15 protein-coding genes and 3 pseudogenes are annotated in these 25,766 nt (G+C 68.5%); 8 read left to right on the top strand and 10 right to left on the bottom strand.

Features of this window, described 5'->3' with window-relative positions; all coding sequences use genetic code 11:
• The first annotated feature begins 135 nt into the window (after positions 1-135).
• Positions 136-1,174 (top strand): annotated as a pseudogene (locus tag RN629_RS14310) (IS256 family transposase).
• A gap of 203 nt (positions 1,175-1,377) precedes the next feature.
• Here RN629_RS14310 and RN629_RS14305 read toward each other — a convergent pair.
• The 10 genes and pseudogenes from RN629_RS14305 to RN629_RS14260 all read right to left on the bottom strand — a co-directional run.
• Positions 1,378-1,693, bottom strand: a pseudogene (locus RN629_RS14305) (transposase); the annotation flags it as partial.
• An 84-nt stretch (positions 1,694-1,777) separates the two neighbouring features.
• Positions 1,778-2,032: pseudogene (locus tag RN629_RS14300) on the bottom strand (helix-turn-helix domain-containing protein); the annotation flags it as partial.
• Positions 2,033-2,125: 93 nt separating this feature from the next.
• Complete coding sequence (locus tag RN629_RS14295; protein WP_407035820.1) at positions 2,126-2,440, bottom strand: type II toxin-antitoxin system RelE/ParE family toxin; 315 nt, start codon at positions 2,438-2,440, stop codon at positions 2,126-2,128.
• A gap of 1 nt (position 2,441) precedes the next feature.
• The gene (locus tag RN629_RS14290) at positions 2,442-2,687 is read right to left on the bottom strand and encodes a ribbon-helix-helix domain-containing protein (protein WP_407035819.1); all 246 of its coding nucleotides are present in this window, start codon (positions 2,685-2,687) and stop codon (positions 2,442-2,444) included.
• A gap of 469 nt (positions 2,688-3,156) precedes the next feature.
• A complete protein-coding gene (locus tag RN629_RS14285; protein WP_407035818.1) occupies positions 3,157-4,971 on the bottom strand; it encodes an ABC transporter ATP-binding protein in 1,815 nt (604 codons plus the stop codon).
• A 13-nt stretch (positions 4,972-4,984) separates the two neighbouring features.
• Positions 4,985-6,352: an efflux transporter outer membrane subunit gene (locus RN629_RS14280; protein ID WP_407035817.1), complete on the bottom strand. Its 1,368-nt coding sequence runs from the start codon at positions 6,350-6,352 to the stop codon at positions 4,985-4,987.
• Positions 6,352-8,298: a MacB family efflux pump subunit gene (locus tag RN629_RS14275; protein WP_407035816.1), complete on the bottom strand. Its 1,947-nt coding sequence runs from the start codon at positions 8,296-8,298 to the stop codon at positions 6,352-6,354. The genes RN629_RS14280 and RN629_RS14275 overlap by 1 nt, the downstream gene beginning before the upstream one ends.
• Before the next feature lie 13 nt (positions 8,299-8,311).
• Entirely contained in the window at positions 8,312-9,442 is a 1,131-nt protein-coding gene (locus RN629_RS14270; RefSeq protein ID WP_407035815.1) for an efflux RND transporter periplasmic adaptor subunit, read from the bottom strand.
• A 474-nt stretch (positions 9,443-9,916) separates the two neighbouring features.
• Positions 9,917-11,473, bottom strand: a complete 1,557-nt coding sequence (locus RN629_RS14265) for a CehA/McbA family metallohydrolase (RefSeq protein ID WP_407035814.1) — start codon at positions 11,471-11,473, stop codon at positions 9,917-9,919.
• Between the two features lie 3 nt (positions 11,474-11,476).
• Positions 11,477-13,942, bottom strand: a complete 2,466-nt coding sequence (locus RN629_RS14260) for a TonB-dependent receptor (RefSeq protein ID WP_407035813.1) — start codon at positions 13,940-13,942, stop codon at positions 11,477-11,479.
• Here RN629_RS14260 and RN629_RS14255 point away from each other — a divergent pair.
• From RN629_RS14255 to RN629_RS14225, 7 genes are all read left to right on the top strand, one after another.
• Positions 13,926-14,822: an RNA polymerase sigma factor gene (locus RN629_RS14255; protein ID WP_407035812.1), complete on the top strand. Its 897-nt coding sequence runs from the start codon at positions 13,926-13,928 to the stop codon at positions 14,820-14,822. The genes RN629_RS14260 and RN629_RS14255 overlap by 17 nt on opposite strands.
• On the top strand, positions 14,786-15,790 hold the full coding sequence (locus tag RN629_RS14250) for a FecR family protein (RefSeq protein WP_407035811.1): 1,005 nt from the start codon (positions 14,786-14,788) through the stop codon (positions 15,788-15,790). The genes RN629_RS14255 and RN629_RS14250 overlap by 37 nt, the downstream gene beginning before the upstream one ends.
• A 158-nt stretch (positions 15,791-15,948) precedes the next feature.
• Positions 15,949-18,735: a TonB-dependent receptor gene (locus tag RN629_RS14245; RefSeq protein ID WP_407035810.1), complete on the top strand. Its 2,787-nt coding sequence runs from the start codon at positions 15,949-15,951 to the stop codon at positions 18,733-18,735.
• Between the two features lie 234 nt (positions 18,736-18,969).
• Positions 18,970-20,025, top strand: a complete 1,056-nt coding sequence (locus tag RN629_RS14240) for a helix-turn-helix domain-containing protein (RefSeq protein ID WP_407035809.1) — start codon at positions 18,970-18,972, stop codon at positions 20,023-20,025.
• 163 nt (positions 20,026-20,188) lie between these two features.
• Complete coding sequence (locus RN629_RS14235) at positions 20,189-21,268, top strand: efflux RND transporter periplasmic adaptor subunit (protein ID WP_407035808.1); 1,080 nt, start codon at positions 20,189-20,191, stop codon at positions 21,266-21,268.
• A 3-nt stretch (positions 21,269-21,271) separates the two neighbouring features.
• On the top strand, positions 21,272-24,313 hold the full coding sequence (locus RN629_RS14230) for an efflux RND transporter permease subunit (RefSeq protein ID WP_407035807.1): 3,042 nt from the start codon (positions 21,272-21,274) through the stop codon (positions 24,311-24,313).
• The gene (locus RN629_RS14225; RefSeq protein ID WP_407035806.1) at positions 24,306-25,745 is read left to right on the top strand and encodes an efflux transporter outer membrane subunit; all 1,440 of its coding nucleotides are present in this window, start codon (positions 24,306-24,308) and stop codon (positions 25,743-25,745) included. The genes RN629_RS14230 and RN629_RS14225 overlap by 8 nt, the downstream gene beginning before the upstream one ends.
• Positions 25,746-25,766 lie beyond the last annotated feature (21 nt).

Here is a 25,766-nt window from a genome sequence, read left to right as displayed (position 1 = left end):
ACATCGCGCAGCGATGTCGCCCACAGCTCCAGTGTCGCCTCGATCGATGCGCCCGCCATCCACGGCCTCCTTACCATGGAGACCTATTGATCCAGAGTTCCGATCAATATGCAACTGTAATGCTAAGAAGGAGGCTTGGGGCTATACCCTGAGCATAGGCTTATGTCCGTGTCCGAGATCATCACCGACGGCGGTCGTCGCCGTCATTGGAGCACGCCTGAGAAGCTGAGGATCGTCGAGGAGACGCTTGATGGCCGCGAGAGCATATCGGTGGTGGCGTGCCGCAACGGCGTGGCCCCGAACCTGCTGTACCGCTGGCAGCAGCTGATGCTGGAGGGCGGGAGCGTTGCGATTGCCGGCGACGACGACGTAACCAGCAACCGGCAGGTCCGCGAGATGGAAACCCGTACGCTCAACCTGAAGATCCCCAAGCTGCGGACCGGCGCGTACTTCCCCGGCTTTCTCGAACCCCGCAAGACCGTCGAAAAGGCGTTGGTCAGCGTCATCCAGGAAGCCTGGATCGCCGGCGTCAGCACGCGCCGCGTCGACGATCTGGTGCAGGCGATGGGAATGTCGGGCATCTCGAAGTCGAGCGTGTCCAAGCTGTGCAAGGACATCGACGAGCGCGTGAACGCCTTCCTGAAGCGCCCGCTCGCTGGCGAGTGGCCGTACCTCTGGCTGGACGCCACCTACCTCAAGGTGCGCGAGGGCGGCCGCATCGTCTCGGTCGCCGCCATAATCGCTGTGGCCGTCACCACCGAGGGCAAGCGCGAGATTGTCGGCCTGCACATCGGCCCCAGCGAGGCTGAGCCATTCTGCTCGACCTTCCTGCGTGACCTCGTCCGCCGCGGGCTGAAGGGTGTGAAGCTGGTCATCTCCGATGCGCACGAAGGGCTGAAGGCCGCCATCACGCGCGTCGTCGGTGCCACATGGCAGCGCTGCCGCGTGCATTTCATGAGGAACGCGCTGGCCCATGTGCCCAAGGGCCAGACCACCGTGGTCGCTGCCGCCATCCGGCAGATCTTCCTCCAGCCGGATCGGCGCCGTGCTGCTCGAACAGAACGACGAGTACCAGCTCCAGAGCCGCTACATGCAGATCGAGGGAATGGCCGCTCTCGCCACACCACAGATCGAGGAGGTGACGCCGCTACAGATTACACCCAAGGCCGCCTGATCGATGCAGCCCGGGGCCACACCCGAAATTACACCACATTGACGGACACGACCCATTCCGGCGGGGTTAACCCCGCCGGAATGGGCTGAGCCGAGATCGGCGCCATCTGCCTCGTGAGGAGGCGGCGCCGATGATCCGACTTGGAGAACTGATGATGATCCTGGAACTGCATCGACAGGGGCTGTCGGTCACCGCGATTGACGACGGTCAATCATCGCCTTGCGCGTGGGCCAGACCGGCCTTCCTGAGCGCACTGGCCAAAAAATCGTTCGCCAGCGTCAACTCGCCGATCTTCGCGTGCAGCGCCGTGGCGTCCACCACAGGCCCGGCCGGAGCGGGTTCCCCGCCAAACACATCCGCCGCGCCCTCCAGCAGCCGCGCCCGCCATTGGTTGATGAGGTTCGGATGCACGTCATACTGCTGCGCCAGTTCGGCCAGCGTCTTCTCGCCTTTCACGGCAGCCAGCGCCACCTTGGCCTCAAACGCCGGGCTGTGGTTCCGGCGCGGTCGCTTGCTCATCTTGCCTCCTGCTCGCCGCCACCATGGCCGCTGTCAGATCGGCAATCCACTTATCCCCGCTGTCCAGATTCCCCGAGCCACCTCTATCCCCGGAGGCCGGGTCTTATCGCGCAGCAGCCCATCCACGCCTTCGGCCATGAACCGTTCCTGCCAGCGCCAAACGCATGTCTTCGATTTTCCCGTCGCCGCCATGATCGCTTGGGTACCCAAGCCCTGAGCCGTCAAGAGAATGATGCGCGCCCGCCAGACATGCTTCTGCGCCGAACCCCGCGCCGCAACAATCGCCTCAAGCCGTTTCGTGTCCGGTGCTGTGACCTCGATCTCGATACCCGTTCGCATGCCCCATCGTCGCACGGCACCGAAAGCATGGAAATCCCTCAAGCGGACTCTTTCGTTCCGATCAATCCACTAGCCGTAGCTACCAAGTGGTAATCAAGGCGCGCTGTCTTCGCGGAAGCGATCCATCTGGTGCATCCGCTCGTGCAGGATCGTCACGATACCGACCGTGCCATCAGCAAATAGGCGCCAATAGATGTAGTGATTCGCATGCCGGCAGTAGAAGCCATCCACACCGAACTCGGCCGGCACCGCGCGCCAGAGCTGATCGCGGCACACGATACGGTCGAAGCACTCGAAGAGGTCCCGCACATAGGTTTCCGCCTGCGTTTCGTCCCAGGTGTCGCGGGTATAAACGTAAATCTCGTCGAGGCGTTGCCCGGCGATTGCCGAGACCGTGAAGGCGGTCATATCAGGCCCGCTGGTTGCGCGCGATCACCGTGTCCGCATCGAGCAGCGCATAGCTGGATTGGGGGACAGCGAAGGCCCGGGTCAGCTCGGCTTTGAGCCGGTCGAACCGCTCGGCTTCGGTTCGCTCCTTGTCGCGGCGGATCAAGTCGCGGACATATTCGCTGACATTCTCATAGACACCATGGTCGCCGACATTGGTGGCCACGAAATCGCCCAGCGCGCCGCCGATGCGAACGTTGAGGGTCATGTGTTTGTTCATTTGTCTTAATATAGTGGAAGGATGTGGACATGCAAGCCGCTACGTAACGTAGGAGCCAAGCTGTCGATCAATCGCTCAATTGTTCGCCAGCGGTCGGGCGTGTCGCGACGGGGCGTGCGATCGGATGATATATGCATGGTCCGACCGCCGATTTTGTCTCACCGAATAACGGTCAGGCTGCTTCACCTGCCTCTTACACTTCATGTTATCTGCGGCGGCTTGCTGGCGCCTTTCCCAAAATACCATCCTCGTTGGAAAGCGGTCGCGGCGTGACCGAGCCCGCTGCTGGCGCAGCGGGTCCGGGGACTGGAGCCGAGAGGTGCTCGCATCAGCGGGGGCAGCGCTGCGCTGTTTGGGGGCCCCACGCTGCCTCCGCTGTTACGAAGCGGGGTCATTTCTATCTGGCGGAGAATGTGTCTTTTCTGAATTGCAGGCCCACTGATGCCCGCCGGCCCGTTCAATCCGTGGAGTGGACAAGCCCGGCATAGACGCCGCCCAGCCCCATCAGCACCGCATGGGTCCCGCGCTCGACCACCCGCCCGCGCTGCATGACGATGATCTGGTCGGCATGCCGGACCGTGGAAAGGCGATGGGCGATGGTGATCGTCGTCCGTGTTTTGCCGAGGATATCGAGCGCATCGGCCATCGCACGCTCGGTGGCGGGGTCCAGCGCGCTCGTCGCCTCGTCGAGCAACAGCACGCGCGGATTGCGCAGAATCGTGCGCGCCAGCGCGAGCCGTTGTTTCTCGCCGCCGGAGAAGCGATATCCGCGCTCGCCGACCATCGTATCATAGCCCTCGGGCAGCGCCACGATCATCTCGTGGATCTGGGCGGCGCGGGCCGCGACGATCAGCGCGTCGTCGCTTGCCTCGGGCTGCGCGAAGCGCAGATTGTCGGCAATCGTCGCGTTGAACAGATAGGGGTCCTGCGCGACGACGCCCAGCATGTCGCTCAAGGCGCGAAAGCTCAGCGCCCGGACATCGACACCATCATAGGTGATCGATCCCGTATCGACATCGTAGAGCCGCGCCAGCAGATAGCCGAGCGTGGTCTTGCCCGACCCGGTCGCGCCGACGATCGCGGTGTGCGATCCTGCCGGGATATCGATCGAAACACCGTCGATCGTGCGTGGCCCGTCCTTGTCATAGGCGAAGCCGACATCGCGAAGGCATACCGCCCCGCGCGTCGTGGCCGGATCGGGGGTGACGGCATCCTCTCGCTCACGGATCTCGACGGGCCGGTCGAGATAGTCGAAGATCCGCGCGAACAATGCCCGCGTCGTACGCATCTCCACGCCGGATTCGAGGACTTCCTCCAGCGGCCAGAGCAACTGTTCCTGCAACGCGATCATCGCGACGAGCGTGCCGATGGTCACGCCGCCCGCGCCCGGATTCATCAGCAGGCCGCCGAGCAGCAAGGTGAGCGCGGGAAGCGCCTGCAACACCAGCCCGATGATCGCCCATTGCCATTGCCCGGCGGTATGCGACCGCACCTCCAGCGCCGCGACATTCTCCGAGCTGCGGATGAACTTGCGGGTCAAATGCGCGGTGCGCCCCATCGTGCGCGCCAGGATGATGCCGGACACCGACAGCGACTCCTGCACCGCCGACGCCATGTCGGCGATCCGCTGTTGCTGTTCATAGGTGAGTTCCTCGCGCAGTCGCCCCACATAATGGCTGATCCAGATGGCGAGCGGCAGGACGAGGAAGGAAAAAAGCGCCAGGCGCCATTCCAGCGCAAGCATGGCGGCGATCGTCACCACCACCATGCTGATATTGCGGGTCAGCTCGCTGGCGCTGTGGGTGACGAGCGCCTGCAGGCCGCCGATATCGCTCGCGATGCGGGACTGCACCTCGCCCGTCCGCGCTGTGGTGAAAAAGCCCAGCGAGAGCGATTGCAGATGGCCGTACACGCGGACCCGAAGGTCGTGCATGATCCACTGCCCGATCTTCGAGGTCATCGCGACCTGCACGACGCCGACCACCGTCGCGACCACGGCGATGGCGATGAGCCCGCCCGCCAGTATCGCCAGAAGGCCGAGATCGCGCGCCGGCAACGCCTGGTCAATGATCGCGCGCAGCAAAAAAGGCGATGCCACGCCGGCGATCGACGAAAAGACGATCAGTCCCAGGACCAGCGCCAGCCGCCCGGCATAGGGCCGGAACAACGCGGCGATCCGACGCAGCGAGACATGCTTCTCCGCCAGTTCGGAATACTCGCCGTCTGCATCCATGCGATCATCGGCGAGGGGACCGCGAAAGGGCTCGATCATGGGATCACCTTCATTATCGCGCGAATCCGCCGCCCAGCGCCTGATGCAGCACGACCCGGTTCTGAAGCAGTGTGAACCTGTTGCCCGAATAGGCAAGATCGGCGGTGCGGCGTCGCTCCTGCGCGTCCAGCCAGCTTCTGAGCGGCACGGCGCCCGCGCGGTAGCGCACCTCGTACAGCCGCTCGGCTGCCGCCGCCGCGTCCCGCGCCGTCCGTAACGCTTCGCCCTGCGCGGCAAGCTCCGTCCGCGCCGACAGGGCGTTTTCGACCTCCGCCAGCGCGGTATAGAGCGATTTGCGGAACAGGATCACCGCTTCGTCATAATTGGCCCGCGCGATGGCGGTGTCGAAGCGCCGTGCCCGCACATTGAGAAACGGCAGCGTCAGCCCCGCGCCCAGCGTCGCGACCGGATTGCTGACAAGGTTCAGCAACGCGGTGCTCGACGTGCCGAGACCGCCGGTCAGCGTCAGCGCGGGATAATAGCTGGCGCGGGTCGCATCGCTGCTGGCGAGCGTGCGGCGCAGGCGAAGCTCGGCCGCGCGCAGGTCGGGCCTGCGGCCCAGCAGGTCGGCGGGCAGCCCGGCGGCGATCGCGGGAAGCCGGACGCCCTCAAGGGTTTGTCGCTCGCGTCCCGGTGGGGCCGCACCGTCGAGCAGCACCATCAAGGCCTGCCGCGCCTCGGTCCGCGTCTGACGCAACTGGCTGAGCGCCGCGTCCTGCGCCGTCACGACCTGCTCGACCTCGCGCCGCTCCAGCGCGGAGACGGCGCCGGCCCGATATTGCGTCTCGACCAGCGTCGCGACCCGGCGCGCATAGGCGAGGCTCTGCTCGCCCAGCCCGATGCGTTCATTGGCCAGCGCGACCTGCCAGTGCAGCGACGCCGCCGTGCCGACCAGCGACAGGAACGCGGCATCGCGGTCCTCGGCCGTGGCGAGCGCCTCGAACCGCGCCGCATCGCGATCGGCCGCCAGCTTGCCGAACAGATCGGCCTCCCAGTTCACCCCGACCGTGCCGGTGGCCGTCTCGGCCCCGCGCCGATCGCCCGACAGCGGACGCGAAAGCCCGGTCGAGAGCGTGCCGCTGGCGATCGGCAGCAAGGCATTGCCCGTGAGCCGCGCCTGGAGGTTGGCACGCCTGACCCGAACGGCGGCGGCGGCCAGATCGGGATTGCGTGCGATGGCGAGATCGATCAGCGCATCAAGCGACGGGTCGCCAAAACCGCGCCACCAGCGATCGTCGCGCACCGGCGAGCTGGCCCCGGCCGCCGCATGGGCGAAGCCCGTCGGCAAAGGCGCGTCCGGGCGCACATAGGGCGTGCGGGTCAGCGACGCGCAACCGGTCAGCAGCATGACCGGAACGAGCAGGGAGACGGACGGCCGCATCAGTCGCGCGCCAGCGCTTCGACCGGGTCGAGCCGGGCGGCATTGCGGGCGGGGAGGAATCCGAACAGCACGCCGATCATCGTCGAACAGGCAAAGGCGAGCAGGATCGACGGCAGCGAAAAGACCATGCGGAACCCGCTCCCCGAAAGCGCCACGACGCCGCCGAGCACCAGCGCGAGCGAGACGCCAATCGCCCCGCCGATCAGGCACACCAGCACCGCCTCGATCAGGAATTGCTGGAGGATGTCGCTGCGCCGCGCGCCCACCGCCATGCGGACGCCGATCTCGCGCGTGCGCTCGGTGACGGACACCAGCATGATGTTCATGACGCCGATCCCCCCGACCAGCAGCGCGATGACCGCGATCGCCGAGATCAGCAGGGTCAGGATCGTGCTCGTGCGCGCGATCGTCTTGCGCACCTGGTCGGAATTGAAGATGAAGAAGTCCTTGGCGCGGTGGCGCTGCGTCAGCAGGCGCGTCACCGCTTCCTGCGCGACCGCGCTCGGCACCCGGTCGCTGACCCGCACGGTGATGCTGTCGAGCCGTGTCTTGCCGACGAGCCTTGCGGCGGCGGCGCTGTAGGGCACATAGACGGTGGGATTGGAGCCACCGAAATCGCCGCCCCGCGAAGGCTGGAGAACCCCGATCACCCTGACCGGCATCGTGCCGAGCAGCAGCGTCGCCCCGATCGGCGAGCCGTCCCGCGCGAACAGCGTCGTGCGCGTCTTCTGGTCGATCACCGCGACCTGCCCGGCGCGGTCCTCGTCCCCCTGATCGAACAGCCTGCCCTCGCTCGCGCGCAGGCCCCGCACGCGGAAGCTGTGCACGCCCACGCCATTGACCTGCGCGCTCACCGCCAGGCTGCGATAGCGGACCGTCGCGGTGGTCGACAGGTTGGGCGAGACGCTGTCGACATAGGACTGGCGCGCCAGCACACGGGCGTCCGAATCGACAAGCGTCGGGATCGCTGCGGCGCGCATGTCGCCGAAATCCTTGCCCGGATAAATGTCGATGGTGTTCGTGCCCAGCTCGCTGATCTGGCTCATGATCATCGCCTGCGCGCCCTTGCCGAGCGCGACCACCGACACCACCGCGGCGATGCCGATGATGATCCCCAACATCGTCAGGAAGGTGCGCAGCCGGTGCGCGGCCATCGCCAGCAGCGCCATGCGGAAGGCCTCGGCAAGGCGGTCGGCAACCGCGCGCCAGCCTGGCGCAGGGCTGGGCGGCAGCGGCGGTTCCGCTCGCCGTGGCGGCGCCGATCCGTTCGGCCGGTCGGCAACAATCACACCGTCGCTGATCTCGATGATGCGGTCGGCATGGGCCGCGACCGCCATGTCATGGGTGACGAGGATGATGGTATGGCCTTCGGCGTTGAGGTCGCGCAGGATCCGCATGACCTCCTCGCCGCTGGCGGTGTCGAGCGCGCCGGTCGGCTCGTCGGCGAGAATGACGGTGCCGCCGTTCATCAACGCGCGGGCGATCGACACCCGCTGCTGCTGCCCGCCGGACAATTGGCTCGGGCGGTGGTGGGTGCGGTCGCCGAGACCGAGCCGCGAGAGAAGGGCGAGCGCCCGTGCCTCCCGCGTGGCGGGATCGGCCCCGGCATAGATCGCCGGAACGGTGACATTGGCCTGCGCGGTGAGGTCGCCGAGCAGATGATAGCGCTGGAAGATGAAACCGAACCGTTCGCGGCGCAGCGCCGCCAGTTCATCCGGCTCCAGCGTCCCGACATCGCGTCCATCGATGGCATAGAGCCCGCGCGACGGCCGGTCGAGACAGCCGAGGATGTTCATCAGTGTCGACTTGCCCGACCCGGACGCGCCCACGATCGCGACCATCTCGCCCGCGCCGATCGCGAGGTCGATATCCTTGAGGACGGTGATCTCCCCCTCCCCGGCCGGAAAGGTGCGACAGACCTTCGTCATGCGCAGGGACAGGGCCATCAGAACAGGGCCATCAGAACAATCCGCCCGAGTCTTCGGGGGGCGCCGCCGCCGCAGCCTGTGCGATCACGACCTTCTGTCCGGGCCGGAGGCCGGCCAGCACGACGATATCGCTGTCGTCGCTGATCCCGGTGCGGACCTTGCGCGTTTCGACGTCCCCCCGCTCATCGACGACCCGGACGCTATACCGCCCCTGCCGGTCGCGCGTGCCGAGTGCGGCGAGCGGCATCAGCACCGCCCGCCGCGCCTGTGCCAGCCGCACGGTGACCTGGGCCGTCATCGACGGCCGCAATCGCCCTTCGGTATTGGGCACGTCGAACAACGCGTTGTAATAGATGGCGGTCGGCGTCGCCGCGCTGGTGGTGGTCTGCGACCCGCTGGCTTCGGTCGCGATCGATTCCGGCGCGGGCTCGATCCGCTCGATCCGGGCATCGCGGCGCTCGTCGGGGGTGCCCAGCGTGGTGAACCAGACAGGCTGTCCCGGCCGCACGCGCGCGATATCGCCTTCCGAGATCTCGGCGCGCACCGTCATCACGTCGAGCCGGGCCAGCATGACGATGGTCGGGGCGGACTGGAACGCGTTCACCGTCTGCCCCTGCTTCGTCACCACGGCGACGATGACGCCATCCATCGGTGCGGAAACCTTGGTGTAGCCAAGATTGATGCGCGCGGTTTCGACCTGGGTCCGGCCGGCCTCGATCTGCGCGTCGAGCGACGCCATCTCGCCGCGTAGCGCCAACAGCGCGGCGTGCGCCGCCTCATAATCCGCCCGCGCGCTGGCGTCCGCCGCCAGCATGGTGCGTTGCCGCCGGAACGCCAGCTCCGCCTGCACCAGCGCGCCTTCACGACCGGCGCGTTGCGCGCGCAGCGCCGTGACGGAGGCTTCCGCGTTGCGCAGCGCGAGTTGCTGGGGGCGCGGGTCGATCTCCGCGATGGGATCCCCGGCCCGCACGCGCTGCCCCAGCACGACATAGAGGCGTTTGACCTGCCCCGAGACCTGGGCGCCAACGCTCACCAGTTCCTTCGGCCTGATCTTGCCGGTCGCCAGCACCGTCTGTTCGATGTCGCCGATCCGAACCGATGCGGTGGCAAGCTCCGGCGGCGAAGGGCGCAGGAACAGGAACCCGGCGACAGCAAGGGCCATAACGCCGATGCCGATGATCGCCCACATCACATGGCGTGGCTTAGGCCGCATGGCGCCGGCTGACATGCGCGTCGCGGGGGAGCGCTTCGGAATGGGAGGTCATGGCGATGATGGGTCCGTCGATCGAACAGGGCAACAGGCGGCCAGGCCCTCCGGATACGGCCCCCGCCCTCCGGGGGCACGGAGGGCGGGGGAGCGGGACCGGTTGGGAGTAACCCGGCCCCGCGACCCGGGGGCTTGCCCGGATGGGAAACTAGGTCCGCCGGACCGTCGCGAGCCCGGTCGTCCGCGAACGGAGCGCGAAAACGCCGCTGAAAGGCGTCGCCATTTGGTTCGGACTCAATTTCGCTGCTTCCCTGCAATCCTGTCCATTGTCTGGCACGGAAAGATCGCGCGATGCGGGAGATTGTGTTGCCGTTCCGTGGAGGGGTGGATGGATGCGTGCCCCCCGCTCCGGCGACCGCGCATGCGCTCCTATTGCGCGATGTAGATCGGATTGCCGATCAGCAAGAGTCGCCCTTGCGCGTCGCGCACGTCCGCCCGGACCCAGTGCCTGCGTCCATCGGCGCGCCATGGCGCGAGCGCGGTCGGCTGGCCCGGCTGCACCGCCACCCGATAGGCGGCCGACGTCTGGCCATCGACGATCAGCTGCACCCATCCGGCCGCGACGCCCTTCACATCGGCCATGAAGCGCACGCTATCCCCGGCCGCCACGGCCAGCGTCTGTCCCATGACCGCGCGCCGGGCATCGGTCGCCGCGCGCAGGTCGAGCATCCGATCGCGCGTCCCTTCGACATCGATAAATGCCCGGCCCGACCGCAGGCCCGATAGGAATCCCGGTACCGACAGCTCGGGCATGTAGATGACGGTCGTCGGCCGACCGACCGCGCCGGGTTCGGTGGCGGCGCGATCGGCGTCATGGCTGTCGCTGCCGCCGATCCCGGTGACATGCCAACCGGCGTCGAGCAGCGTCTTCCAATAGGCGAAGCCCTGGAGCGGACCATCGGCGCCTCCGGTCTCGCGCATCGTACCGCCATTCACTACCTCGACCGCGTCGACCGCGCCCTTTGGCAGGTCGGGGACACGCCAGCCGCAGCCCATGCAGATTTCGCCGGACGGGGCGCCGGGATGGCTGATCGACACCGCGCCGCCTTCGCGATGGACCGCGTCGATCCATTTGCGCGCATGGTCCCAACGTGGCGCGTCCATGCGGAAATCGAGGAAGTCGGTCGGCCCGAACACATTGCTGTGCCCCCAGAAGGTCGTGACCTCCCGGGCGGGGATCAGCAGCATCCGGTCGAACGCCCCCTGCAACGCCCGCAGCGCGTTGAAGTGCGCGGTGGTGTTGTGATCGCTGAGCGCGATGAAATCGAGCCCGCGCGCCGCGCCAGCCTCGACGGTGCGGTAGACCGGACAGGGGATGACCACGCCGGACTGCGCCCGGCACTTCCCGTCGCTGTCGCCGCTGTGCATGTGGAGGTCGCCGCGATACCAGCCCGGCGTGGCGGCGATCGGCGCGTCGGCGAATTCGGTGATCGTCGGGCGCTGTTCGAGGAAGATCCGGACCTCATAGGGGACATGCGCCCCTTCGCGGATATTGGGCCCGCCGAGGATCACGGCCCAGCGGCCTGCGGGCAGCGGCCCCGGCAGATAGCCGGGCGTCGCATCCTCGACGCTCAACGTCATATGGTCGCGCGCGCCCCCGCTCCAGCCGCGAAACCGCTGGGGATCGCGCAGGCCGAGGTCGAGGACCGACCGCTGCTCCTTCCCGCCATAGCGGAACCGGATCGTCAGCCGCGTGACCCCGGCGGGAAGGTCGAAGGGCACTTCGGTATAATGTTCATACCCGGCGCGGTTGAGTTCCCCGCTGATCACCCGCCACGGCCTGGTCGCCGCCTCAGAGGGGCGCAGGGGAGCGCCCCCGTCCCCGCCCCCGTCCCGCGCGAACGCGGGCACGGGCGCCGACAGGGACAGGGACAGGGCAAGCGCGAGGAGCGCGGCGGTGCCAGCGCGCGCGGAACGGATCGTCACGGCTCAGAACCGATACATCAGCGCCGCGCGGAAATTCCGTCCGATCAACGGCCGCGCGATGAAGCTGTTGGCCCCGGCATCGCCGTTCTGCACCTCGCCGGCCCGTGGATTGCCCTCGGTCAGGCCCAGCGAATTGTTGAGATTGTCGACATAGCCAAAGATCGAAAGCTGGTCCGAGATGTTGAACCGCGTGCTGAGATTGACCGTGGCATAGGCCGGCAGGCGCACCGAATTCGCCGTATCGACATAGCGTGCGCCTTCATATTCCCACGACGCCTGCACCCGCAGGCGGTCGCCGAGCAGGTTGAAGCCCGGCACCAGCCGCAGGCTGAGGGTCGGAATGCGGATCAGGCGATTGCCGTCATAGTCGTTCGTCTTGCCCGCGGCATCGACATAGGTCAGCCCCTTGTAGCGGGGATCCTGGATCGTCGCGGTGCCGGACAGGTCGAACCAGCGCACCGGCCGCAGCGCGCCTTCCAGTTCCAGTCCGAAGGTCTGCGTATCGGCATAGAGCGCCTCGGTGACCGACGCGCCGCTGTTCAGGTCGAAGCGATAGTTGGTGAACGAGATATTATTGTACTTCGTCCAGAAGCCGGTGGCGTAGAGTTCGACCAGCGGGCTGACATATTTCAGCCCCACCTCGCCCAGGTCCATGGTCTGGACAAAGGGCTTGGCGGTGGCGTTGGTCACGTAATTGCCCAGGCCCGGCAGGCGGTTGGCGCTGGTGTAGCGGGCGAACAGCCCGGCGCGGCGGGTGAACTGGTAATTCGCGCCCAGCGTCCAGGTGGCGTGGTTGAAGCTGTCGTCATAATCGGCATAGAGGCCATTGCCGGTGATGATCGACGAGGTCGCCGGCGTGCCGCGATCGACCTTCGTCTTCAGCGCCACCGTGCCGCGGGTGCGCATCGTTTCCCAGCGCACGCCGCCATCGATGCGCAGCTTCGGCGTGATCTGCCATTCGTCGGCGAGATAGAGCGCGTGGGTCGTCTGCTGGCCATGCGCATCCTCCCATTCATAGCCATATTTGTAGATGCCGTGATCGGTGAAGGTCTTGACGATATTGCCGGTCGCGCCGACCGCCACCAGGTCGAGACGCCGCGCATTGTCCCGCACGTCGAGCAGCGAGGTCGAGGAGTAGCGGCCGAAATCCTCGTCCAGATGCGCGAAATAATAGCCGAAGGTCAGGTCATGGGTGGTCCCGCCCATGTCGAATCGGTGCGAGATGCGGGTGTCGCTCATGAATTCCTTCACCGGCAGCGTCAGGCCGCGCAGGCCGCCGATGATGACCAGGCCGTTGCCGTTCTGGTTTGCGGTATCGAAGACCTGATCGGGGGCCGTCGCATAGCGAAGCTGCAACGCCGTCGCGCCCGGGGCCTGGGACAGCAGCCCGGCTTGCTGGGTCAACAGGCTCGCCGCGCTTTGCAGCGCGTTGGGATAGACGCCGTTCCGCTGCGTCCAGGTGTCGGTGTAGCGCGAGGTGTTGCTGATCTTCCAGTCGTCCCACGGCTCGAACGTGAATTTGCCGGTGATCTGGGTGCGCTTGACGTGCGTTCCTTGCGTATTGTCGAAATCATAGAGGCTGCCATCGCCCATGATCATCCGGGCGCGCTCGGTCTCCGGTCCGGCGACGGTGCCATAATGGCCGTTGAACCCCGGCACCGCGCGGATCTTTCCATCGGCATCGGTGCGCATCGGGATGCCGGTGTAGAAGCCGACCGTATCGTCCATCCGCTTGACGTCGAAGCTGACGGTCCCGCGATCCCATGCGCGCGACAGCGTGCCGCGAACCTGCCCGCCATGATCGGCGGTGAAACCGGGATCGCGCACGCCGCCTTCGGAGCGATAGAAGCCGCCGACCGCCAGCTTCCATTCGCCGACCGGCGCGCCGACCCAGAAATCGGTGCGGTACAGGCTGTCGGCGCCCAGCGTCGCCTTGACCAGCCCTTCGGCATGGTCGCCGACCTGACGCGGGATGAAATTGACCGCGCCGGCCGGGGCGTTGGAATAGAAGAGCGAGGCGGGACCGCCACGGACGACCTCGATCCGTTCGATCGTCTCGTCGAGGCGGAAGGCCTGGTCGGCGTTGAGATAGCCGAGCGCCGGATCATGCTGCACCGGGACCCCGTCTTCGAGCAACTGGATCGAGCCATAGCCATCGACCGGCACACCGCGCGCCCGGACATTGCCGCTCGCCTCGCCGCCCGACGCCTCGACCCAGAAGCCGGGGACGGACTTCAGCGCCTCGGTCACGCTGGTCGGGGCCTGAAGGCGCAGCGCCTCCTCGCCGATGCGCGTGACCGAATAGCTCATCTCGGCCTTGGTCCGATCGCCGGTGCCCGCGCGGCCGGTGACGATGATGTCGCCGCCGCCATCGGCCTGGTCCCGCTGGTCGGCCTGTGGCGCGCCGCGATCCTGCGCCCGGGCCTGCGCGGCACCGGCGAGCACCAGCGCGATGAAAGAGGTCGTCATCAACAAGGACTTCATGGTCATTCCCCCTCGAACGGATATGATGATGCAAGGACGGCCACGCCCAGGGCGCGCGGCCACCCATCCCGGCGCGCTGCTGCGCGCCGACGAATGTCTTTCCTGTCTGCTTTCCCCCGGCAGACGGGCGACGACGCGATTTCCACTATCGCGGCGGGAAAATATTTTCGGACGCGGCGTCAGGGCGCGGGCGGCATGGCCGTCGCGCCGATTGTCAAGCAACTGTCACACCCACCCTCTAGGCGCGGGTCAATCGGCATTGGGATGGAGACGGCGGAACGACATGGCCTGGCTGCGCGACATCGATATCTGGTTCGCCGACCATGTCTTTGCGTTTCACGACCAGACTCATCGCTACGCGGTCAGCCTGGTCCGCCATCCCGAAGAGGCCGAGGAACTGGTGCAGGAGGCCTATGCCCGCCTGTTCGCGCTGGAAAACTGGGCGTCGATCACGCACCCCCATGCCTTCACGCTGCGGATCGTGCGCAACCTGGCGATCGAGCGTTTCCGGCGCGCGGACGTGGTCCGGCTCGACCAGGGGGCCTTGCTCCAGGCGCTGGAGGTCGCCGATGACGAGCCCCCGCCGGACAGGGTCGCGATGGATCGCGCCGAACTGGCCCTGGTGGCGCGGATCATGGCGCAGATGCCCCCGCGCATGCGGGAGGCGCTGCGGCTCCGGCGAATTGAGGGCTTGCCTCCGGGGCAGGTCGCGGAAAGGATGAACATTTCCGTTTCCACGGTGGAGACGCATTTGACCAAGGCTCTTCGTCTGTTGGTACAGAGGACGGACCGGCAGGGCAGACAGGCGAAGACGGAGCGATCACCGGAATGGAGGACGACGCGGCAGCGGCAGGATCAGGGCTGAAGGACCAGGCGGTGGACTGGCTGGTGGCGCTTGATGGCGGCACCGCCGACGAACGGGCGTTCGAAGACTGGCGCAGCGCCGATCCCCGCCATGCCGCCGCCTTCGCGCAGGTGGCCGCCACATGGCGGCGGACCGCCGATCCCCGTTTGGCGACGATGATCGACCGGCCCGGGGAGCCGGACATGGCCCGACCGGCGGAGCCGGTTGCGCCCCCTGCCCCATTCGTGGCACCCCCTGCGGCACCGGCCACCATGGTCACGCGCCGCGTCGTGGCGGGCGGGGCGATGGCCGCGATGTTCGGGCTGGGCGTGACGGGCGCGCTGGTCGCCTGGCCGCGCCGGTCCTATGCCGAAACAGCGATCGGCGAACAACGCACCATTAAGCTTCCCGATGGCAGCAGCGCGCTCCTCAACACCGATACCCGGCTTGCCTGGCGGTTCGAGGACGCGCGCGATTTCTGGATCGAACGCGGCGAGGCGACGCTGCTCGTGCGTCCGGGCGCACGGCCGTTTCGCGTCTATAGCACGCCGATCGACGCCCGGCTCGGTGACGGGCGGTTCGACCTTCGGATCGATGCCGATGGCGGGCGGTTGCTGGTGCTGGCGGGACAGGCGGCCGCGACGGGCGGCACCATGGCGCAGACCATGGGCGCGGGCACGATGCTGACGGTATCGGGCGAGCAGGCGCGCGTCGCCCCCCTGTCCGCCGACGCCATGGCCGCCGCCACCGCCTGGCAGAGCGGCCGCATCGTCTTCAACGGCATGGCGCTCGGCCATGCGGTGGCGGAGTTCAACCGCTATCTTGCGCGCAAGATCGCGTTGCAGGACCCCGGCCTTGCCGACATTCCGCTGGGCGGCACCTTCCGGATTGCCGATCCCGACAGCTTCCTGTTCGCGCTGCACGAGGGATTCGGGATCGCGCATCGCCGCGAGGGCGACCGGATCATGCTGTACCGCCAAGCGGGATGACGGCGATTTCCGCACCGGCAAAGTGACATGAAGCTGTCTCGCGCCGGGGTCAAATGGGCACGATGCGTCCTGTTCGCACTCCTCTTCCGTCCGGTCCGTGGCGCATCCTGCGCCGTGACCTGACATGCCTGACCGTCCTTGCGGCGGTGGGATCGGGGATGGCGATGCCGACGCGCGTGCAGGCGGCACCGGCGGACAGGACGGTCCGTTTCGCCATTCCGGCGCAGAATCTGGCGGCGGCACTGGACGTGCTCGCGCGCCAGTCGGGGATGCAGATCCTCTACCCCTATCGCATCGCCGTGAAACGGCAGGGCCGCCCGCTGCACCGCGCGATGGCGGTGCGCGCCGCGCTGCGCCACCTGATCGCGGACAGCGGCCTGGAGATCGCCTTCGCCTCCGATCGCGTCATCATCCTGCGCGCGAGCCCGGTTGCGGCGCCGGTCCGCTTGGCGGAACGCCGGGCAGCACCGCGCCGTCCGGCCATGCGTGCCCCCGCTTCTCCTGTCCCGCCGGCCGCTCCCACCCCCACCCCCGACATCGTGGTGACGGGCCGGGCCGCCGCGACGCCCGTCGGCGACACGGAGTTGAGCTACGCCGTCACGCGGATCGACCCGCTGGCGCTGAACCGCAAGGGGCCGGTATCGACCGCGAACCTGTTCAAGGACATACCCGGCTTCTGGGTCGAGTCGACCGGCGGCGAAGCGAGCAACAATGTGCGGTCGCGCGGGATACCGACCGATGGCTATTCCTCGGTCGCGCTGATCGAGGACGGGCTGCCCGTCCAATATGATGGCGGGCTGGGCTATCAGAACACCGATCAGGTGTTCCGCATCGATCCGACGATCCGACGCGTGGAGGCGGTGCGCGGCGGGCCGTCCGCGATCTTCATGGCCAATGCGCCGGGCGGCAGCGTCAATTTCCTGACCCGCGATGCGCTGCGCGACCCCGGCTATACCCTGTCGGGCACGCTTGGCAGCTTCGCCTATCGCCGGATCGACGGCTATGCCGGTGTCCGGGTCACGCCCAGCCTTGGCCTGTCGCTGGGCGGCTTCTACCGGCGCGACCGGGGCCTGCGCGATCCCGGCTTTCCGGCGGATCGCGGTGGCCAGTTCCGGGTCGGCGTGGATTACCGGCGCGGCGCGCTCGACCTCCGGTTCAACGTCAAGCATCTCGACGACCGGGTCATCCTCTATCTCCCGGTCCCGCTTCGGCTGGACGCGACGGGCAAGGTCGACGCCATTCCCGGCTTCGATCCGCTCCGCGACACGCTGGCTGGCCCGGACGAGGTCCATGTGCCGTTCAAAACCGCGCAGGGCCCACGCGATTTTGACCTTTCGGAAGGGACACATAGCCGCATTACCTTCTATACGATCACAGGTCGCTGGGCGTTCGCGGCCGACAGCGCGCTGGAGGTCAAGGCGCGGCTACGCACCGGATCGACACTTCGCAACGGGCTGTTCCCGATCGGCCGTCCGATGACGCAGGACGGCTATGTCGCAAGCATCTGGCCACAGATCGCCGCCGCCTTCCCCAGCGCCGCGACCGCGATCATGCGCTATGCTGATCGAGGGGCCGATCGCGGCACCTATCCGGGAGCCGATCCGGGGCCGGCCCTGCCCATCGACAGCAACGGCAATGGGCTGGTGACCGGCGGCAACCTGTTGTCGGTGACGATGCCGATGCGCGAGCTGATCGCCGATGCGCGTCTCACCCATGCATTCGATCTGGGGGGGCATCATGATCTGGCGGCCGGCATGACCTATGACGACACAAGGATGGGCTTTCGTCGGACGATGGGCACGGTGCTCCTCGACGTGCGCGGCCAGGCCCGCCGCCTGGACGTGATCGCCGTGGATGGCGAGGGACGGACGGTCGGCGCGCTGACCGACAATGGCTTTGTCCGCTATGGATCGCTGTTCGACAATGCGACGCTGCGGCCGACCAGCCTGGCCGCCTATCTGGCCGATGAATGGAAGCTCGCGCCGCGCTGGCGCCTCGATCTCGGGACGCGTTGGGAACGGGTGCGCATCGGCGGCGGGGTGGAACAGAGCCAGGCGGTCGATCTGGGCGATCCCGCGACGCTGGCGGACAATGCCGTGCTGACCGGAACCGGCCTGGTCCTTCCGATCCGGCGGCGCTATTCCGGCTTCAACGCGACGATCGGCACCAATTTCAGCCCCAGCCGCGACACCGGCCTGTTCGCGCGCCTCACCCGGATCGCCCGCCTGCCCAGCGCCTCGGAATTCACCGCCAATCCCGATCGCACCGACGAGGCGGCGATCCCCATCATCATGGCCGAGGCCGGACTGATCCTCCACCGCCCCCGGTGGAACGTCTCGGCGGTCGGGTTTCGCACCCGCTTCTCGCGCCTGCCCTTCACCGATCACCGCTTCGATCCCGTCAGCAACGCCTATATCGACCAGACGGAGATCGCCAGCACGACCACCTGGGGGCTGGAGGTGGCGGGTCATGCGAAGCTGATCGGCCCGCTGGGCGCCGATCTGATCGCGACATGGCAGGACCCGCGATATCGCGACTTCCGCTTCGTCGATCTGGTCGCGGGTCGGCCGGTGACGCATGACTATAGCGGCAACCAGCTGATCCGCGTGCCCCGCCTGTCGTTCCGCGTCACGCCCAGTCTGGACCTGCTGGCCGGCACGCTGCGCATCGCGGCGGAATTCTCCCATTATTCCGCACGCTATGCCGACATTGCGAACACGCAGCGATTGCCGCCCTTCTCCATGGTCAACCTGACCATCAACGCCACGCCCGCCGATCGCGTGACGTTCGCGCTCCAGGTCGACAACCTGACCAACACGCTCGGCCTGACGGAAGGCAATCCGCGCGCGGGCGCGTTCGACGCGGGCGGCCGGGCCAATGGCTATTTCGTCGCGCGCCCCGAATTCGGCAGGGCCTTCCGCGCGACGCTCGGCTTTGCCTATTGAGGACAGGCCGGAACCGCGTCGCGGGGCATGCATCGTTCGCAAGCGTCGGGCCATTGGCCATCGACGGGAATGGCTGTGCGGGGAGCCGCGAGAGCGTCTTGCCGCCCTCGCCCACTTGGCGATAAGGCCTTGAGATGAGGCGCGCAGAATGATCGGCTGGACCATGGATATCGCACCGCGCGGGGCGCCCCTCGCCCCGGCGCGTCGCTGGCGGGGTGTGATCGGTTGAGCGTGATGGAAGCCTGGTTGCACGGCGGCGCGTCGACCTTGCTCGCGCTGGCCGTTGCGCTGTTCCTCAGCGCGGGGCCCTCGCGCCCGGCGCGATATGGCGCGGCGCTGGCGTTGTCGGCGCTGCTGGCCGAGCTGGCGCGGTGGCCGCTGGCGGCGCAATGGCCGATCGTCGGCGACATCCTCGAACTGGCCGGATCGGCCAGCCTGCCGCTGTTCTGGCTGTTCGCGCGCAGCTGGTTCAACGACGATTTCCGGCCCAGCGTCACCGACCTTGCCCTGACCATCGTCTATCTCCTGTTGAATCTCTGGCAGATATCGGGCGGGCGCGGTCCGCATTCGTCGCTGCAACCGATGGACGGGCTGCTCTATCTGTGGGGCATGGCGCTGACTGCCGATGCGCTGCGCCATGCGTGGCAGAACCGCGCGATCGATCTGGTCGAGGAACGCCGCCGGGCCAGAGGGGCGTTCGTCGTCATCGTGACGATGGTCGCGGTCTGGACGATCGGGGCGGAGATTTTTGGCCGGACGACGCGCGCCTTCGCGCTGGCCGATGCGCTGGGCGCGACGGGGATGCTGATCGGCATGTTCGGGCTCGCGTTGTTGCTGTTCGGGCTGCGTCATCCCGCGATGTTCGCCTTTGCCGATCCGGTGGCGGTGCCCGCCGCAACGCTGGCGACCACCCCCGCGCCGGACGCGGCGATCGACCAGGGGCTGGCGCTGGCGCTGGACGGGTTGATGGGCCAGGAGCGGCTGTACCGCAGCCCCGACCTGACCATCGGCGCGATCGCGACGCGGCTGGGCGTGCCCGAATATCGTGTTCGCCGACTGGTCAATGGCCGCTTCGGCTATCGCAATATCAACGACTATCTGAACGGCCTGCGGGTGGCCGAGGTGTGCGAGGCGCTGGCCGACCATGACCAGGCCGAGGTGCCGATCCTGACCATCGCGATGGATGCCGGCTTTGGCAGCCTGGCGGTGTTCAACCGCGCGTTCAAGGCCCGGCAGGGCGAGACGCCCAGCGCCTATCGCCGCCGCCATCTGGAGGGCGCGGCCCCCTGATCGACAAGGCTGCACCCCAAGGCCGGGGCGCGAATCGAAAGGCGGCGTATCTGGCGCGTGCGACTGATCAATTCCGGAATCGATCAGTGCGAAACCCGAAATCGAGGAGGCGGGGCCCCCGCGTCCGGTCATGGCGTGGTCCATCCCGATTCCAGAGGCCGCCATGCCGATTCCCCCTTCACGTTCCATGTTCACCATCCTGTTGCCCGCCCTCGCGGCCGGATGTTCGTCGCCGCCCGCAGCAGCCCCCGACCGCCATGTCGCGGTGGTCGACAGCATACCCGTCCACGACACGGACGAGGCCGCGCGCCGGTTCAGCGGGGTGGTCCGCCCCCGGCAGGAGGTCACGCTGGCGTTCCGGCGGCCCGGCCGGGTGGTGGCGCTGACCGTCGAGATCGGCGACCATGTTCGCGCGGGCCAGGTGCTGGGTCGGCTGGACCGGCTGGAGGCCCAGGCGGGGAACGCGCAGGGCGAGGCGGAGCTGGCCGCCGCGCGGGCCGAGGCGCAGGCGGCGCAGGATGCGGCAAACCGCGCGACCGGGCTCGACGGGATGGGCGCGCTCTCGGGCGCGGAGGTGCGCCAGCGGACGCTGACTGCCCGAGCCGCCAGCGCGAAGGTTGACGCCGCCCGCGCGGCCGCCCGGCAGCATCGCACGCTGCTGTCCGACACACTGCTCGTCGCGCCGCAGGACGGCGTAATCACCGAAAAGCTGGTCGATCCGGGCGGCGTCGTGGATGCCGGCACCCCGGTGCTGAAGCTGGCGAGCGGTGCGGCCGAGGTCGAGATCCGCGCCCCCGCCGACCTGCGCCTGACGCCCGGCATGACCGCCAATGCCTCTCCCCCCAATGACGGCCAGCCGGTATCGGCCCGACTGCGGCTGGTGTCGCCCGAGGGCGATCCGGCGCTCCACCTGCGCAAGGCCCGCTTCGTGCTGGACGCGACGACGCCGTCGCTGCCGTATAACAGCACGGTCACGCTGGTCCTGCGCCCCTCGGGCCCGGCGCATCCGATCCGCGTGCCGCTGTCGGCGATCGACGATCGCGACGGCCATCCCTATGTCTGGGTGATCGCGCCGCAGACCCACCGCATCCGGCATCAACGGGTCGTGATCACCGACTGGCGCGGGCAGGACGCGCTGGTCACCGGGTTGCAGGGCGGCCAGTCGATCGTCGCCACCGCCGCGGACACGCTGGTCGAGGGACAAAGCGTGGTCGATGCCGGCGTCGAGCCGGGATTTCATTGATCCGTGGACCGGTTCAACCTGTCCCGATGGGCCGTCCGCCATCCCGCGCTGGTCGGCTTCCTGATCGCGCTGCTGTTCGCGGCGGGCGCGGTCCAGTTCCTGTGGCTGGGCCGGGACGAGGATCCCGGCTTCACCCTGAAGGAGATGATCGTCTCCGCCCGCTGGGACGGGGCCAGCCCGGCGCAGATGCAGGCGCAGGTCGCCGATCCGGTCGAACGGACGCTGCACGGCATCGATTATCTCGACTATCTCCAGACCTATTGCCTGGAGGGCGCCTGCGTCATCACTGTCGAACTGAAGGACGCCGCTCCTGCCGCGCGGGTGCAGGAGGTGTGGACCCAGGTCCGCCGCAAGCTGAAGGATCTGGAACCCGCGCTGCCGCCCGGCGCGGTGCTGGCGGCGAGCGAGGACAATGCCGATGTCTATGGCTATGTCTTCGCCTTTACGGGTGCCGACAATGCGCGGCTGGTCCGCATGGCCGAACAGGCGCGCGACGCGATGCTGCGCGTGCCCGGCGCGGGCAAGGCCGAGATCATCGGAGAACAGCCCCGGCGGCTGTTCGTCGAGGTCGATCCGCGCAGGCTGGCGACCATGGGCCTGTCGCCCGCCCGGCTGGCGCAGGCGCTGGCGCAGCGGCAGGCGATCGGCCCGGCGGCCAGTGTTTCGGGCGCGATGCAGACGCCGGTGCGGCTGGGCGGACGGATCGACAGCGCTACCGATCTGGAAGGCGCGTCGATCGCCACCCCGGCGGGCGCGGTCCGGTTGCGCGACATCGCGCGGGTGACGCGCGGCTATGCCGATCCGCCCGAGGCGCTGGTGCGCCATGCCGGGCGGCAGGCGGTGGTGCTGGCGGTGTCGATGGCCCCCGGCGCGGACGGGCTGGGCTTTGGCAAGGCGATCCGCGCGGCGGCCGAGCAGGTTCGCCGCACCCTGCCCGCCGGGGCGGCGATGACCCAGATCGAGGATCAGAGCGCCAATATCCGCGAGGCGGTCGACACCTTCCTCATCAAGTTTTTCTGCGCGCTGACCGTGGTGCTGGTCGTCGCCTTCGTCACCCTGGGCTGGCGCACGGGCATCGTCGTGGCGCTGTCGGTGCCGTTGACGCTGGCGATCGTCGCGCTGATGATGGGGGCGTCGGGGATCGGGCTGGAGCGGATTTCGCTCGGCGCGCTGATCCTGTCGCTCGGCCTGCTGGTCGACGATGCGATCATCAGTGTCGAGGCGATGGTGGTCCAGATGGAGCAGGGCGTCGACCGGCGCGAGGCCGCCGCCTATGCCTGGACCCACACCGCCTTTCCGATGCTGACCGGCACGCTCATCACCGTGGTCGGCTTCCTGCCGGTCGGCCTCGCCCGGTCGACGACCAGCGAATATGCCGGCGGCATCTTCTGGGTGACGGGTTCGGCACTGCTGGTCAGCTGGATCGTCGCGGTGGTCTTCACCCCGTTCCTGGGGATCAGGCTGCTGCCCGACATGGCGTCCGCCCCTGGCCATTCGGCGGCGCAGTCCGCGCTTTCCGGCCATTTGCGCCGCGCGATCGAAGCCGCGCTGGCCCGGCGCTGGCTGGTGGTCGGCGTCACGACCGCGCTGCTGGCGGTCAGCCTGTGGGGGGCGAGCTTCGTGCGCCAGCAATTCTTCCCCTATTCCGACCGGGCGGAAGTGATGATCGACCTGGCGATGCGGCCGGGCAGCGCGGTGGAGGCCACCGCGCGTGCCGTCGCCCGGCTGGAAGACCGGCTGCGCGGCGATCCCCGCATTCGCAGCGTGGACAGCTATATCGGGCGCGGCGCACCGCGCTTCTACCTGCCCTATGGTCCGGCGCTGCCCGATCCGGCGCGGGCGACGGTGATGGTGGTCGCCACCGACCTGAAGGCGCGCGACGCGCTGATCGCCACGCTTGAGCGGATGCCGGGCATCGCAGGGGCCGATCTGCATGTGCGTCGCCTGTCGCTGGGGCCGACACTGGGCGCGCCGGTGCAATACCGGGTCATCGGGCGCGATCCCGCCCGGCTGCGCGCCATTGCGGAACGGATCGCGGCGACGCTGCGCGCATTGCCGACCACCACCGCCGTCCAGATCAACTGGGGCATCGCGATGCCCGTCGCCCGCTACCTCGTCGACCCCGCCCGCGCCGCGCGGCTGGGCGTCGACCGGACGCAGCTGGCGGACGACCTGGCCGCCACCCTGTCCGGTGCCCCGGCCGGAGAGGTGTTGCAGGGGACGCGGCGGATCGGCGTGATGGTGCGCGGCCGGGCGGAGGATCGGCATGATCTGGGCGCGCTGCGCGACATGCCCGTCGCGACCCCGCAAGGCATGGTGCCGCTGGGCGAGGTCGCGACGCTGGCCCCCGACACCGAACAGCCGATCGTGTGGAAGCGCGATGCCGCGCTGGCCATGACCGTGCAGGCGGACATGATCGGCGACGTCCAGGCCTCGGAAGTGGTCAATGCCGCGCGTGCCCGGATCGCGGCGATCCGCGCCACCCTGCCCCCCGGCTATCGCATCGAGGAAGGCGGGGATGGCGAACTGTCCGCCGACGCCAACCGCGCGATCTTCAAGCTGTTGCCGGTGACGCTGGGCCTCATGCTCCTGCTGCTGATGATCCAGTTGCAGAGCGTCGGGCGGACCATGCTGGTGCTGGCAACCGCGCCATTGGGGATCATCGGCGCGGTCGCGGCGCTGTTGCTGACCGGTGCGCCGTTCGGCTTCGTCGCGCTGCTCGGCCTGATCGCGCTGGCGGGGATGATCATGCGCAACACGATCATCCTGGTCGATCAGGTCCAGCGCCATCTGGCCGAAGGGCTGGCGCTGCGGACCGCCATCGTCGAGGCCACGGTGGGTCGCGCCCGGCCGGTCGTGCTGACCGCGCTGGCCGCCGTGCTGGCGTTCATCCCGTTGTGCTTCAACATCTTCTGGGGGCCGATGGCGATCGTGATGATCGGCGGCCTGATCGGCGCGACGATCCTGACGCTGATCGCGCTGCCCGCCCTCTATCTGCTGCTGTTCGGCGGCAGGGACAATGCCGGGGAGACCGCCCATGACTGATCGCCCGGGAACCCGCGCGGCGCGGCGCGCGCTGCTGTTGGCCCTGTCGCTCGCCGGATGCACCGTCGGGCCCGATTTCCACCCGCCGGTCGCCGATCTGCCCGCACGGTGGCAGGGGTATGAGACCGCGTCCCCGGCGGTCGGGACCACGCCCTGGTGGCGGGATTTCGGCGATCCGGTGCTGGACCGGCTGGAGGACGCGGCGGCGGCGGGCAATCTCGACCTGCGCCTCGCGGGCCAGCGGCTGGACGCCGCAAGCATCGCCCGCGCCGCCAGCCAGGGCGAGGCGCTGCCGCAGGTCGGCGGGCAACTTGGCTATAGTCGCAACCGGATCGGCACCGCCGGGCTGGCGAGTGCGCTCGCCCCGCTTCTGGGCGTCCAGCCGGATCAGGCGGCGGGCGCGTCCCCCGTCGGCTATGATTTCGACCTCTACCAGGCCGGGATCAGCGCCGGGTGGGACATCGACCTGTGGGGCAGGCACCGCCGCGAGGTCGAGGCCGCCACCGCCGGGATCGCGCAGGCCGAGGCGGCGGCGCGCGGCGCGCGGCTGTCGGTCGAGGCCGCCGTGGCGCAGGCCTATTGGCAATGGCGCGGGCTCGTCGCGGAACGGGCGCTCGCCCGGCGTGACGCCGCGCTGGGTAAGCGGAACCTGGCCATCGCCCGCGCCCTGAAGGACCGGGGGCTGGCGACCGGCATCGCCGTCCGCACGGTCGAGGGGCAGCAGCGCGCGCGCCGGGACGCGTTGATCGCGCTGGACGATGAGATCGCCCGCACCGCCCGGGCGCTGGCGGTCCTGACCGGCGGCCGCCCCGACAGCCCGCCAGTGGCCGACGATACCCCGTTTGCCGCCCCGCATCTCGCCGCGCCCGGCCCCGGCCTGCCCAGCGACCTTGCGCGGCGACGTCCCGATATCCTTGAGGCCGAAGCCGCGCTGCACGCCGCCACCGCCGCGATCGGCGCGGCGCAGGCCGATTTCTATCCAAGCCTCAACCTGTCCGGGCTGTTCAGCATCGATGTGCTGCATCTCGCCGATTTCGGCTGGGACGCGCGCAGCACCAGCGTCGGGCCAGCCCTGTCCCTCCCGATCTTCACCGGCGGGCGGCTGCGTCGCCAGCTTGCGCTGCGGCATGTCCAGGAGCGGGCCGCCGCGCTGACCTATCGCAAGACCGTGCTGGAGGCGTGGCGCGAGGTGGACGATGCGCTGGGGATGGTCCACGCGCTCGACCGGCGGCGTGACCTGGCAGCGGAAGACCGGAGCGCATGCGCGCAGACCGTGGCCGCGCTCGAGGCGCGCTATCGCCGCGGGGACATCGCGGCCGCGCCGCTGATCGAGGCGCAAGCGGCGGAGATCGCGGCCGACCGGGCGTATCTGCGCCAGACCATCGCCGGCGCGCTGGCCCGCATCCAGCTACGCCTCGCGCTCGGCGGTTGAGCCCGCGCCGACCCGGAGGCC

Source organism: Facivitalis istanbulensis, from assembly GCF_040560405.1.
In the GTDB taxonomy this organism is placed as follows: Bacteria; Pseudomonadota; Alphaproteobacteria; order Sphingomonadales; family Sphingomonadaceae; genus Sphingomonas; species Sphingomonas istanbulensis.
This window is presented reverse-complemented; position numbering and strand designations above follow the sequence as displayed.

What these genes read in the sequence shown, in the direction of transcription:
- RN629_RS14295 (WP_407035820.1), bottom strand. Translation starts at nt 2,440, where the DNA reads ATGACCGCCTTCACGGTCTCGGCAATCGCCGGGCAACGCCTCGACGAG.
- RN629_RS14290 (WP_407035819.1), bottom strand. Translation starts at nt 2,687, where the DNA reads ATGACCCTCAACGTTCGCATCGGCGGCGCGCTGGGCGATTTCGTGGCC.
- RN629_RS14285 (WP_407035818.1), bottom strand. Translation starts at nt 4,971, where the DNA reads ATGATCGAGCCCTTTCGCGGTCCCCTCGCCGATGATCGCATGGATGCA.
- RN629_RS14280 (WP_407035817.1), bottom strand. Translation starts at nt 6,352, where the DNA reads ATGCGGCCGTCCGTCTCCCTGCTCGTTCCGGTCATGCTGCTGACCGGT.
- RN629_RS14275 (WP_407035816.1), bottom strand. Translation starts at nt 8,298, where the DNA reads ATGGCCCTGTCCCTGCGCATGACGAAGGTCTGTCGCACCTTTCCGGCC.
- RN629_RS14270 (WP_407035815.1), bottom strand. Translation starts at nt 9,442, where the DNA reads ATGGCCCTTGCTGTCGCCGGGTTCCTGTTCCTGCGCCCTTCGCCGCCG.
- RN629_RS14255 (WP_407035812.1), top strand. Translation starts at nt 13,926, where the DNA reads ATGAAAGAGGTCGTCATCAACAAGGACTTCATGGTCATTCCCCCTCGA.
- RN629_RS14260 (WP_407035813.1), bottom strand. Translation starts at nt 13,942, where the DNA reads ATGACGACCTCTTTCATCGCGCTGGTGCTCGCCGGTGCCGCGCAGGCC.
- RN629_RS14250 (WP_407035811.1), top strand. Translation starts at nt 14,786, where the DNA reads ATGGAGGACGACGCGGCAGCGGCAGGATCAGGGCTGAAGGACCAGGCG.
- RN629_RS14245 (WP_407035810.1), top strand. Translation starts at nt 15,949, where the DNA reads ATGGCGATGCCGACGCGCGTGCAGGCGGCACCGGCGGACAGGACGGTC.
- RN629_RS14240 (WP_407035809.1), top strand. Translation starts at nt 18,970, where the DNA reads ATGGAAGCCTGGTTGCACGGCGGCGCGTCGACCTTGCTCGCGCTGGCC.
- RN629_RS14235 (WP_407035808.1), top strand. Translation starts at nt 20,189, where the DNA reads ATGCCGATTCCCCCTTCACGTTCCATGTTCACCATCCTGTTGCCCGCC.
- RN629_RS14225 (WP_407035806.1), top strand. Translation starts at nt 24,306, where the DNA reads ATGACTGATCGCCCGGGAACCCGCGCGGCGCGGCGCGCGCTGCTGTTG.